At 48.0% G+C, this 12,920-nt stretch carries 10 protein-coding genes; 1 reads left to right on the forward strand and 9 read right to left on the reverse strand.

Annotation, left to right across the window (positions count from 1 at the left end; genetic code table 11):
- Positions 1-281: 281 nt before the first annotated feature.
- The 7 genes from mioC to asnC all read right to left on the reverse strand — a co-directional run bounded on the left by mioC (position 282) and on the right by asnC (position 8,693).
- Positions 282-722 (reverse strand): FMN-binding protein MioC, encoded by a 441-nt coding sequence (gene mioC / locus D9980_RS20090; protein WP_024484681.1) that lies wholly within the window; start codon positions 720-722, stop codon positions 282-284.
- A 470-nt stretch (positions 723-1,192) separates the two neighbouring features.
- Positions 1,193-2,704, reverse strand: a complete 1,512-nt coding sequence (locus D9980_RS20095) for a basic amino acid/polyamine antiporter (protein ID WP_121608260.1) — start codon at positions 2,702-2,704, stop codon at positions 1,193-1,195.
- A gap of 72 nt (positions 2,705-2,776) precedes the next feature.
- Positions 2,777-5,119, reverse strand: coding sequence for an Orn/Lys/Arg decarboxylase N-terminal domain-containing protein (locus tag D9980_RS20100; RefSeq protein WP_370454354.1), 2,343 nt, complete (start codon positions 5,117-5,119; stop codon positions 2,777-2,779).
- A 106-nt stretch (positions 5,120-5,225) separates the two neighbouring features.
- Positions 5,226-6,692 (reverse strand): basic amino acid/polyamine antiporter, encoded by a 1,467-nt coding sequence (locus D9980_RS20105; protein WP_121608261.1) that lies wholly within the window; start codon positions 6,690-6,692, stop codon positions 5,226-5,228.
- Positions 6,693-6,886: 194 nt separating this feature from the next.
- Positions 6,887-7,201: an acid-activated periplasmic chaperone HdeB gene (gene hdeB, locus D9980_RS20110; protein ID WP_024484677.1), complete on the reverse strand. Its 315-nt coding sequence runs from the start codon at positions 7,199-7,201 to the stop codon at positions 6,887-6,889.
- Between the two features lie 49 nt (positions 7,202-7,250).
- Positions 7,251-7,859 (reverse strand): DUF308 domain-containing protein, encoded by a 609-nt coding sequence (locus D9980_RS20115; protein ID WP_162304303.1) that lies wholly within the window; start codon positions 7,857-7,859, stop codon positions 7,251-7,253.
- Between the two features lie 372 nt (positions 7,860-8,231).
- Positions 8,232-8,693 carry a transcriptional regulator AsnC gene (gene asnC / locus D9980_RS20120; protein ID WP_021181440.1) on the reverse strand — a complete coding sequence of 154 codons (462 nt, stop codon included), beginning with the start codon at positions 8,691-8,693 and terminating at the stop codon, positions 8,232-8,234.
- Between the two features lie 155 nt (positions 8,694-8,848).
- Here asnC and asnA point away from each other — a divergent pair, with 155 nt between their 5' ends.
- The gene (gene asnA / locus D9980_RS20125; protein ID WP_121608263.1) at positions 8,849-9,841 is read left to right on the forward strand and encodes an aspartate--ammonia ligase; all 993 of its coding nucleotides are present in this window, start codon (positions 8,849-8,851) and stop codon (positions 9,839-9,841) included.
- Positions 9,842-9,844: 3 nt separating this feature from the next.
- Here asnA and viaA read toward each other — a convergent pair whose 3' ends face one another.
- Together viaA and ravA are read right to left on the reverse strand one after the other, a co-directional pair.
- Positions 9,845-11,308 carry an ATPase RavA stimulator ViaA gene (gene viaA, locus D9980_RS20130; protein WP_121608264.1) on the reverse strand — a complete coding sequence of 488 codons (1,464 nt, stop codon included), beginning with the start codon at positions 11,306-11,308 and terminating at the stop codon, positions 9,845-9,847.
- Positions 11,309-11,310: 2 nt separating this feature from the next.
- Positions 11,311-12,819 (reverse strand): ATPase RavA, encoded by a 1,509-nt coding sequence (ravA, locus tag D9980_RS20135; RefSeq protein WP_121608265.1) that lies wholly within the window; start codon positions 12,817-12,819, stop codon positions 11,311-11,313.
- Positions 12,820-12,920 lie beyond the last annotated feature (101 nt).

Genomic DNA, 12,920 nt, shown 5'->3' on the forward strand with positions numbered 1-12,920 from the left:
AATTAAAAGAAGATCTTTTTTATTTAAAGATCTCTTTATTAGATCTCTTATTAGGATCGCGATCCTCTGTGGATAAGTGATTATTCCAGATAAAGATCAGCCGATTAAGCAGGATCGTTTGCTGTGAATGATCGGTGATCCTGGCCAGTATAAGCTGGGATCTAAATGGCATGTTATCCACAGGACAGAAAGCGTACGACGGTTGTTATTGGGATAACTACCGGTTATACCCTGCTTTCAAGCCTAGTTATACACAATCGTTCGCGCGATCTTTAACCGAATTAGAGTAAAATAATCCAATTCTTCAGCCATTCTTCGGCAGGATCCTCGGGAATTTCATGTTGGGTCACGTCGATCTCGAGACGATCGCCGATCCTTTTCGCTCCACGAGCCTGGAAAAGATCATCGATCTGTTTGATCGCACCGCAGAAGGTATCGTACTCAGAACTGCCCAAACCGACGGCACCGAACTGCACCTGCGATAAATCAGGTTGCTGTTCTGCCAGTTGTTCCAACAGCGGCTGCAAGTTATCTGGTAAATCACCGGCACCGTGAGTGGAGGAAACCACCAGCCAGCGGCCTGACAGTGTCAATTCATCCAATTCAGGGCCATGCAGCATTTCCGTTGAGAAACCTGCTTCTTCGAGTTTCTCGGCCAAATGTTCAGCCACATATTCTGCGCTGCCAAGCGTGCTGCCACTGATCAGAGTGATGTCTGCCATGAATGAATGATCCCAACCTTAAACTCAAGAGGCCGTATTGTACTCTGTGAATCAGCTGGGATCTACCTGTGGATAATATGGGTATAACGATCGGGGGAACCAGGATCCATCAACAACATCAACGGTTCATCAGACACAATTATGGCGCTATTTTTTCATAATTGATTGATTTAAATAGCTAGAAAATCATTGGGTGGGGTCTGAAGCCATTTTGCCAACCTTGCAGTAGTTGTTCCTTTATAAGGATAAGTTTTATTTTTCAGCTGGTGGATAAGATAGAGGGTGGGGCGAAAGCCCTGTGCATGAGCGCAGAAGCAGGCGTTACTGGCGGTATGATGACATGATCAACCGCGGCTATGGTTAACCATGTCACCAATTCCTTAAACACTGGCTCTTTCAATGAAGCCTGAGGTCATCAAATCGTAGTTTTGCTCCCCTAGGTTCTCCCGGGCTAGGGGGCAAAAGATCGGTTATAGCGTGATGCGTCCCATCATTAGCAACCAGATGACGATGGCATCAAGCAGCAACAGGATAGCCAGATAAAAAATTTCTTTATTCTGGAACAGCGGCTGATTGTCGCCCTTCTCTTTACGAGACCATATGAACACCGGTAGCCCGCAGGTAAGCAGAATGGGAACCAGCGCCACATACTGGATTTGGCTGGCATAAAGGATAAACAGGCAGAATATGACGCCAAGAATGCCGCTGACAAGGGCAAAGTTACGCCCCTTTTTGGCATACTGATCATACTCACGATTGAGGCAAATTTTCGCCATATACAAGGTCGTAGTGATATATGCAGGCACCACCATCAACGCACTGATGTTGTACATCGTGTTCCACGCGTCATTAGAAAAATAGACTAATAACATCGCGGCCTGCATCACAAAACTGCTGACCCAAAGGGAAACATTGGCGGCCTGTTTGCTATTGGTGCGCGCAAAAGCCCGTGGGAAAGCGCCTTTTTGCCCGGCAACCATGGGAATTTCAGCACAGAGCATCGTCCAGGCTAGCCAGCCTGCCAGTACTGAAATAATCAGTCCTACGTTCATTAACCAACCGCCCCAGTGACCGACCACTTTCGCCAGGACGCCTGCAGTTGAAGGATTACTGGCCTGAGCGAGTTCTGCCTGCGGCATAACGCCAAACGGTAATATCGACATCAATATGTAGATGATCAGCGCCAACAAAAAGCCCAGCAGCGTGGCCTTACCAACATCTTTCTTGTTTTTAGCGCGTCCAGAAAGAACGACGGCGCCCTCTACGCCAATAAATGCCCATAGTGTTACCGTCATAGGGGCAAGAATTTGCGACATCAGTGATACGGGTTTAGCGTGGTTGCCGACCCCTTCAACGATTTGTGGTGCAGTTCCCCAAAAGTTGCTGAACAGCTGAGAATAATTGATTAAGAAGCCCAGTATGACAACAAACAGCACCAGTGGTACAAGTTTGGCGATGGTACCGAGAGTGTTCACAAAACCCGCAACTTTCGTCCCGGATAACACCAGGAAGTTGTAACCCCAAATCAAAACCGAACCGCAGATAATTGAATTCAGGTTATTGCCATCGGTGAATACACCGGGGAAAAACTGGTTTAACGCGTCCATCAAGATTACGGCGAAGGCGACGTTGCCAAAGGCAGTCATCAGCCAGTATCCCCAGGCGACGTTGAAAGCAATAAATGACCCGAAGCCTTCCTGGGCATACATATAGACGCCCGCCTGTAGGTCGGGGCGCAGGTCGGACAACAGGCGGAATGAGTTTGCGATAAAGTAGATACCAATACCTGCGATAAGCCACGCGATTATGATCGGCCCTACTGCCGAGGTAGCAGCTGTGTTTTGGGGAAGGCTAAATACACCACCGCCAAGCATAGATCCTACAACAATGGCGATTAATGCAATTAGCCCGAGCTTGTGCTCGCCGTCTGTCTTTGCTGTGTCAGTAGCACTCGTTGATGATGTTGAAGATTGATTTGACATAAATAAAACCCTTGCATCGGAATAGACATCACCCCGGCCCTGGCAGGTCGGAGTGATGAGATAACCAGCTGATTATTGGCGACCTTTTTTAATTGTTGCAGAAACCCGGCGTTTAAAACGGAGCTGTTCCGGCCGCTTTACAGCTTTGCGTTCATCTTCAATGATGGCTCTTACCCAAAAGTCACCATTTTCATCAACGTTGATACCCTGGATCTCATGTTCAAAACCTGGGAAGTGTTTATCAAAGTCCTGTAAAGCTCGCAGATAGCCCATAATGCCTTTGTCGCCAACTGGCAGACGTTCACCTGGCATTAGGACCGGGATACCTGGTGGGTAAGGAACCAACATGCTGGCGGCAATACGGCCAGAAAAATCATCCAGGCGGATGTGTTCCGCCTTATAGCGCAGCACTTTCTGATAGGCCGCAGCCGGAGTCATCACAGGTTCAGGGTCGGTATTAACCGCCTCATTAATGTGGTTCATCAGATCCAGCTCGCACATTTTTTCATGCATCTGCTGGCAGAGTTGTTTCAGGGTCAAGTTATCGTAATGCGGTGATTGGCCTTTCAAAGACGCAATAGCATCAACAGCAAGCGCATCGGAGTCATAGAGTTTTTTAAAGGTCAGCAGGTTTTCAATTAACGTGCCCCATTTTCCTTTGGTGATACCAACAGAAAACAGAATGAGGATCGTGTAATCGCCGGTGCGGGCAATTTCAATCCTTTTGTCATCGAGGAATTTGGTAATCAAATAGCCAGGTATACCCTGTTCTTGGTAACTACCATCCAGGTTAATGCCTGGACAGGTAATGGTGACTTTTACCGGATCAAGCATGCTATTGGTATCAACCAGATCTTCATCGTGAAAGCCGTGCCAGCTATCGCCCGCACATAATTCCCAACATTCAGGACCTTGGTTGAGTAGCTCAAGCGGAGCCTCTTCAAAGCTGTACTGTTTACCCGTTGCCTTATCATGAACCTCTGCCGGCTGTAGAACGTCAAAAAACCAGGCTGATTTGCCCTCTTGCTCACGAATCTGGCGTTTAACGGAAACGACGGCTTTACGGAACGCGATGGCTTCATCGATCGACTCCTGTACCAAGGAACGACCGGAATCTCCCTGCATCATACTTACCGCTACATCAATGGAAGCAATAATCGGATAAAAGGGAGATGTGGTGCCGTGCATCATGAATGAATCGTTAAAATCATCAAAATCCAGCGGAGCACGGTGGCTTTTTTTCACATGGATCATTGAGGCCATTGATAAAGAAGGCAGCATTTTATGTGTCGACTGCACGGCAAAAATGGTCGGGCGATCGGGAGTGTCTTCAACGTCCATTGCGAAACGGTTCTTATACATCGGATGGAAACGGGCATACGCATACCAGGCTTCGTCAAAATGAATGCGTGGTACGCTGGCTCCCAGATATTTCACCACGTCATTAACGTTGTAACAGAAACCATCATAGGTACAGTTAGTGACAACTGCATAAGTGGGCGAGGTGTCTACCGCATCTGAAGTCAGCGGGCTTTTGGCGATCAACTCATCAATACTTTCTTTTTTCAGGCGTTGGGTCGGTATTGGGCCAATCAACCCATAGGCATTACGCGTGGGCTTAAGGTAGACCGGGCGTGCCTGGGAAAGCGTTAGGCCATGATTTAGCGATTTATGACAGTTACGGTCGACTATGGCAATTTCATCCGCTGCGACCGCCCCTTGAGCCACGATACGATTGGAGCCGGATGAGCCGGAAACGCCATAGAACGTCCAATCAGCGCCAAAAAGCTCTGCGGCGATGTCTTCTGATTTTTTGGACGGCCCAGCATGGATGAGATAATCCCCCATTTCCGCTGTCGCGACTCCGATATCGGCCCGCATCATGTTTTCGCCGAAGAAGTTGATAAACTCAGTACCGACAGGATGCTTTAAATAGGCCATACCGCCCATGTGCCCTGGGCAGTCCCAGTAATAATCGCCGTCTTCGGTAAAGTTTTTTAGCGTTTTAAAGTAAGGCGGCAGCAGGTTTTCAGCATATCGGTGAATAAGCGTATAAATACGATTGGCTGTGAAGGTCGGGGTTTCAGAAAATAAATAAATATACTCATTTACTTCTTTGAGTATAGCAAGGGGTACCCTGTCAGTGACATTGTCTTCAGATAATAAGAAAAGTGGCGCAGTGGCATTTCGCTTACGGAAATTATCAATGAACTCCTGACATTCAATATCTATTTTAGGATTGCTTGGGTCCCAGTAAATCCCTACCGCACTGTACTTTTGGCTTTCATTAATAACCTTAACTGCATCGCTAATCTGATCCACAATGAAGGTGGTAAATCCTCTGGCTTTAACCGCCGCGTTGAGCTCTTCGAGAGCTTGTATCTCGGGGTATCTTGTTTTAATCCTTGAGAGGATACAAACAAAATATTGTGATTAAACTTCATAATCAATTACCTTTTTTGAATAAATAAATTAGTAGCCACCGATTAATCGGCGACAAAAAATGACGTCTAAAAATTGGTTATAACTTTATCGTACCGTTGATAAAGAGAAACCCTGTAAATGCATCAAGAGCGATTAATGATAAGAAAACTTTCATTTCATTACCTTTAAATATGTTTTTCATACCTCCCTCATGAATTCGCGCCCAAAAGAATAACGGTAGGCCCAGCGTTAATAGCATTGGCACCATGGCAAGATATTTCGGTTCGCTGGCGTAAAACATAAACAAGCAAAATAACAGCCCTATCACACCACTGATTAGTGCACTAATACGGCCATTACGAGCATAATTATTATATTCACCATTGATACATAACTTGCATAAGTAAGCGGTGGACAGCAGATAGACAGGTAAAACTGTCAAGGCTGAAATCGAGAGCATGGCTATCCAGGCGTTACTTGAAAAGTAAACCATCAAAACCACAAGCTGCATTAAAGCGCTGCTGACCCATAGCGAAACCGATGCCGCTCCTTGATGGTTTCGTCTAGCAAATTTTTCTGGGAAGGCTGAATTTTGAGCTGCAACCATAGGAATTTCTGCACAAATCATGGTCCAGGCTAACCAACTGGTTAACACCGAGATCAGCACACCAATATTAATCAGTCTTTCGCCCCACTCGCCGACAACAATCTTCAGGATCCCTGCCGTTGACGGTGTGGCGATCACGCTCAGTTCTTTTTGCGTCAAGACCCCGAAAGGCAGGATAGAAATCAAGATACATATGATAAGTGAAATGATAAAACCAATTAAGGTTGCCCTGCCGACATCTTTTTTGTTTTTTACTCTTCCAGACAACGCAACGGCTCCCTCAACACCAATAAAACACCATAGTGCAACATCAAGTGGCGACTTTATCTGGGAGAATACCGAGCCTAGATACTCCTTAGGAAATAAAGGATTGTTTGCCCAGATGTTACTGGTGAGTTCGTTAACGTTAAGGAAATAAACCAGAACGAATACAAATATAACTAGCGGTATTAGTTTTGCTAACGTCCCTATAATATTTACCGCACCTGCCAGTCTTGTCCCAGACAACACTAAAAAATTGAATCCCCAGATAAGAATAGATATGCCAATAATTGAAGGGATATTGTTTCCGCCGCTAAACCCTCCCGGGATAAAATAATTCAGGGTATCCATCACCATGATACCAAAGGCGACGTTGCTGAAAATAGTCATCAGCCAATAGCCCCATACGACAATAAATGCGCAGAAGGTACCAAAACCTTCCTGAGCATACATGTAGATGCCAGCCTGTAGGTCTGGACGAATATCCGAAAGAATAATGAATGTACGAGAAATGAAAAACATTCCGAAGCCGCAGATTAACCAAGCTATAGCCACAGAACCCACAGCTGAACTGGCGGACATATTCTGTGGTAGCCCATCAACGCCACTGCCAATCATCGAACTGACTACGATAGCAACTAATGCCAATAGTCCTAATTTTTGATTGCTATCTTTTGCTGCTAAGCCTGTAGGCATAATTTATCTTCCTATTATAAAAAACAACAGTATGGATTGTTATTTTTTAGCGAAAATCCTTCTGCCTTTTAAAGTAAAAGCCCCTAAATCCCAACTGAGAGTCTTATCTTATTTTGAGGGAGTGTTGGGTGAGGTTAATTCTTGTTATACAGATAAAGTCAGTTATCGTAGATAGCTGACTTTACCTGATGGTATTATTTGATTTCGTTAATCCACTGCTTAAATTCTTCCAGCTTGCTTTCAGGTTTTTGCTTGCAGGCTTTGATGACCTGCGGAACATAGATGGTTTCTACTTCATTCCAGTCAACATAGTCACCTTGCTGATAAACATTATCTTTATTGACCACCCAGAATGCTACGGGGGTCATCGCCTTAGGGTTAAGATCAATGAATTCTTTGCAAGTCATATCCTGTGGGGTTGTTTTACCCGTAGTTTCTGCGTTGGCTACATTAATACTAGCCACAATCAAAGCTGAAGCGATAAGGATCTTTTTCGTAAATTTAGTCATGATAACTATCTCCTAATTAATATTGTATATATTGAAAAATGTATCGAGATTAAGCAACGGAGTGTCTGTCTTTATGTTGGTTAAAACCATAGTTAAGAATGAACAAAAACCATGAAGTTAATACCATTTCAAGGCCGATTAACATTACGGTTAATAGGTATGATGTGTCTTCACCAGCACTCAGCCAGATGAATGCAATAGCAAAATCCAGGATACCGATAAAAATACACCAGTAACGCCCAATCATTTCGCTATTGTTAAACGCGGTAGTCAGGCGACTCATACCCCCTAACAAAAATAGAATACAAATGAGCATTGAAAGAATATTCATTCCGACCATTGGGCTTGATAAAAAGCTAACGCCTAGAAAAATATAGATAATGCAAAATAGACACAATGAAATGAAACTCGAAGTGTTTTTTCTGAAAGCCAATGCGCTGACGAAGGAGTATATCCCTGAAATAACAAACAAGCTTCCTAAAAGATAGCTCAAAGCAATACCTGAATAGACAGGAACGAGTAGACATAAAGTACCGCACAGTAAAAGCAGTACGGCTAAAAATAAAACAATTTTTTTATATTTACTCAGTGCCCGGTGACTAAGTTTGTTAATGGTATCACTGTCAATATAAACCATCATCTCTCCCTTGCTTGCCACGCCTGCTATCAGTGCATGATCAAAGTGTAGTTTTATAAAGTGAGAGAATAATATTTTAAACGACTCATCAGGTATATAAGAGCAGATAACTACAGATGTCGTATGATTCCTACATATGTAAGACTTGCATTTATAATGATTAACAGATTAGTGATATTGACGTGTATGACCCAATAATTTAACAAATGCCTCACATTCTTCAGGAACACCCTATTGATGCAAACGTGACCTCCGTAGACCCGATTTTCAATCTTTTTTAAACGTTCTATCTTTTCCTTTCTGGCAAAGTGATTTTACTCAATCAGGTTTGGGCTGCCTTACACAGCACCACGGGCCTATCATAGAGGCTTGTGGGCTGTGAAAAATCGCTTATTAAGGCGTAATGGTACGCATGATAGGATTCTGCAACGAGATCAGCGTCTCCGTTGACTGGATCTCGTCGATGGTCTGGATTTTGTTGATCAGTACCTGTTGCAGCGCATCGATCGAGCGGCACATCACCTTGATAAACACGCTGTAGTGGCCGGTGGTGTAATAGGCTTCCACCACTTCCTCCAGGCTTTCGAGCTTTTTCAGCGCCGAAGGGTAGTCCTTGGCACTCTTCAATATGATGCCGATAAAGCAGCAGACGTCGTAGCCCAGCTGTTTTGGGTTCACATCAACCCGCGTTCCGGTGATGATCCCGGCCTGCTTCATCTTCTCCACCCGCACATGAATGGTGCCGGGGCTGACGGCAAAATTCTTCGCCAGTTCGGCGTAAGGCATACGGGCATTCTCCATTAATGCGTTGAGGATGCCGCGATCGAGATTATCGATCTGATAAATTTCTGCCATTAAATGCCCCTTTAATTGCTGATTGTTGAATTATCACCGCTTAAAAATGACCGATTAAAAGCGAAAAGGCAATATTGATTGATGGATATTGAATTTAGGTGCCATTCTGTTGCTTAATCATTGGCAACTAGACAGATTATTCAAGAGATACGGCAATGAAAAAGCAGTTTATCCAAAAACAACAACAAATCAGCTTCGTAAAATCCTTCTTCTCCCGCCAGTTGGAACAGCAGCTTGGCCTGATTGAAGTGCAGGCTCCGATCCTCAGCCGACTGGGTGACGGTACTCAAGATAACCTTTCTGGCAGCGAAAAAGCCGTTCAGGTGAAAGTCAAAAGCCTGCCGGACTCGACGTTTGAAGTCGTGCACTCGCTGGCTAAATGGAAGCGTAAGACCCTGGGTGAGCACGATTTCAGCGCGGGTGAAGGTGTGTATACCCATATGAAAGCGCTGCGCCCGGATGAAGATCGCCTGACGCCGATCCACTCGGTGTATGTCGATCAGTGGGATTGGGAACGTGTAATGGGAGATGGCGAACGTAGCCCGGCTTACCTGCAAGATACCGTTAAGCGGATCTATGCCTCTATAAAAGAAACGGAAGCCGCGGTGAGCCGTGAATTTGGTCTGGCACCGTTCCTGCCAGAACAGATCCACTTTGTTCACAGCGAAACACTGCTGCAACGTTACCCTGAGCTGGATGCCAAAGGCCGTGAACGTGCGATCGCCAAAGAATTGGGAGCAGTATTCCTGATTGGTATTGGTGGCAAACTGTCACATGGCAAATCCCATGACGTGCGTGCACCGGATTATGATGACTGGACCACGCCAGGTATCGAAGGGCTGAAAGGATTGAACGGTGACATCGTGGTGTGGAACCCGGTGTTGCAGGATGCGTTTGAACTTTCCTCGATGGGCATCCGTGTTGATGCGGCAGCGCTGCAACATCAGCTGACGTTAACCGACGATCTGGATCGCCTGAAGCTAGAATGGCACCAGTCCCTGCTGCGTGGTGAAATGCCTCAGACCATTGGTGGTGGTATTGGTCAATCACGCCTGGTGATGCTGTTGCTGCAACTGTCGCATATTGGGCAGGTACAGTGTGGCGTGTGGGGACCAGAAGTACGCGAGAGCGTTGAAGGGCTGCTGTAACAGCTAGCGACTCCAGCGCCGCAGTAAACGGCTTTTTAACCCGGTATCAAAGCGCCAGATATGATCGAAGATGCGCATGATGCCGGGTTTACCATAGGCTGACATGGCCACCGCGTGAAAGCGTTGCTGGTGGCTGTGCTGCTGTGACTTCACTTTCTTGATCACCTCTTCCGGCAGCCGCTGGGCAATAAAATCGGAAATAATCACCGCATCGGCGTCAAACCAGTCGCTTTCCGCCATTTTGCTGACGGTGGCATTCAGGCAGGCGGCCAAATCCGTCCCGCCACGAAAATGCTGGCCCAAGAAACGCACCGCCTGTTCGATACCGCTGGCGGCCGTCAGTTCATAGTGCACAATCTGGCTGGCAAACAGCATGATGTAGCAGCGGCGATTATCTGCCAGTGCGACACGCAGCAGTGCCAGGCAAAAGGCCTTGGCGCATTGTTCATTAAAGCCGCCCATTGAGCCGGAGGTATCTACGCAGACAATAAACGGCCCGCGTGGCTGCCGGTCCTGCTGCTGATGAGTGACTTGGCGCATCATGATCTGTTCCTGCCAGGCATCCCCTTGCAGGCGATAGGTCAGCAACCGCTTTTCCAGCAGCCGCCGGTAAAATTCAAACTCCAACTCTTCAATGCCCAACGCCGCCAGTTCGGGAGGCAGTAGCCGCAGGATGTCGTCACTTTGGTGTATACCGCTGACCTCTTCCGGCTGAATGGCGGGTACCTGCACCATCACCCGGTACGGTTCCGGCTGCGCGTCTTGTTGCTGCACCGCCTTGGCTTCATAGCTGCGGCCCAGTTGCTGCGCCAGCTTTTGTAGCTCTGGCTGTTGTTGCAGGAAGTCTCCGTACTCCACCAGCCGTTGGTAGTCACCGCGTTGTAACTGGCCTTTGCTCATATCCCACAATCGGCCCGCGGCCGTATCGTTCTCTGCCAGCACCGGCTCCAGTGCGCCGCTCAGCGCCAACCGTTCTTGCAGCTCGGCCATCAGTTGTTCACGCTCCTGCTCTAGTAACTTATGGTGCAGCATCGTGGCCTGCAGCGTCAGGCTAATGCGCCAGCGTTGCAGAAACAGGGTCTGGAAACTGCCATCGAGCGGATGAGAGGGGAGATCGGCGGCGTCCACCATGCTCCGTGCCTGGGCGTAAAACGGCGACGCGCATTGGCGTAACAGATCGAGCGTCTCGTTAAGGTTTTGCGAGAACTGGCCGTGGCTTTCCAACTGGCACTGCTGATAGCGGTAAAACTCTTGCGCCAGCACCGGCGGCACCACGGCTTGCTGAATGCGATCTTTCAGTTGCAGCTTCCATTGAGGCAGATCGCGGTTGATCGCCCGGCGTATCGCCGGGAATTTATTGAAAAATACCGCCAACTGCGGCGTGGCCAACAGGCCAATGATCAGCTCTTCGATCAGCTCGCCTTCGGAGATCGACAACAGCATATCGAGCGTTTCGAGGCTCAGCATGGTTACTGGCCGCGCATTTGCTGGGACAGCTGTTTGATCTGCTCGGCCACCTGCAACAGGCTGGCTTCAATTTTCGCCAACCCGGCGGCAGGGGTGAACAGGCAAGGCTGATGCTGGCTGAATAACCGCCGCTGTTCCGCCTGGCGCTGGCTTAGTGTTTCTATTTCGTCCAGGAATTCTGGTGGTGTTCCCCCAGTCGGCTTACCCGGCATGGCCAGCAGGGAGGGCTGGCGGCTGACGTCTAACACGGTCAGGTGCAGTTGCTCATCGACTTCCAGATCGATCTGCTGGGCAAAACCAATACCGTTGAGCTTGGCGCGCACGTCACCGCCTTTTTGCAGCCAGTTTTCCAGCATGCTGCTTTCGATACTCAGGTGGTTAACCTGAATGTCGTGCAGCTGTAATGGCTTTTGCAGCAGCAGCGTCAAAGTGGTGCCAGTGAGCGGATGCTCCAGCATGTATTGTGGCTTGCGGCTGAACATGCCACCTTTTTTCACCAGTTGGATGGCCTGACGATGGCTCTGCTGCTGTTGATGCTGCATCCAGCGGGTGTGGATCTGCTGTAGCTGGATCAACAAGGTTTGCTGCTGATAGGCCTGTTCGGTCAGCAACTGATCGATTTGTTGCTGTAACAACTTTAATGATGTCCGATCGTGCCACAGGCAATCCTTCAACAGCATTAAATCCAACGGCACAATGGTGTCGCGGCCGCTGAAAAAGGCGCAGGCCTGCAGTAAGCGCAGGGATTTCTTCCAACGCCGGTCGGAAACATAAGGCGCCTGTTCCAAGGCGTCTAACCGTTGGCGCAGCAGGAAAATCAGTTCAAAGCAGTTTTCCGGCAGTTTGACCTTATCGATCAGTGGTTGCCATTGGTGGAACTCTTCATCGCTGATGCTCAGCGCTTCGGGCACCGGGTTGTCGCTTTCATTCTGGCGGGCCACCAACAGCGAGCGGAAATTCTGCTTATCCTGCACCTTATCAAGCCACAGCCGGATCAGCATACGGTCATACAACGCTTCAAGGCTGCTATCGGCCTCGGGTAATTCATTGGAGGCGGTGACCAGCAGGCGCAGCGGAATGGGCTCTTCACTATTGCCGTTACGGAAGCGGCGCTCGTTGATCGCGGTAAGCAAGGTATTGAGGATTGCCGGGCCAGCCTTCCAGATTTCATCAAGAAACACGATCTCTGCTTCAGGCAGATAACCCGCAGTCAGGCGCTGATAGCGGCCTTCATCTTTCAGAGCCTGGATCGACAGTGGGCCAAACACCTCTTCCGGTGTGGAAAAGCGCGTCATCAGGTATTCAAATGAACGAGCGCTGCGGAAGGCAAATTTCAGCCGGCGGGCGATCAGACTCTTGGCGATCCCCGGCGGGCCGAGCAAGAACACACTTTCGCCGCACAAGGCCGCCAGCAAGCACAGCCTGATAGCCTCTTGCCGTTCATAAAGACCGCTCTCCAGCGCACTGCTGAGGCGGGAGATCCGTTCTGCCAGAAGTGTTGATGACGCCATAAAATAGCTCGCGTTGTCCGGAGGTTAGAGCCTGCCACCCAGGCCGACAGCCAATCTTGCTAGAGAATCCGATGATAAACCATCATTATTTTTAGCCCTAT

Source organism: Serratia sp. 3ACOL1, assembly GCF_003668775.1.
GTDB classification, from domain to species: domain Bacteria; phylum Pseudomonadota; class Gammaproteobacteria; order Enterobacterales; family Enterobacteriaceae; genus Chania; species Chania fonticola.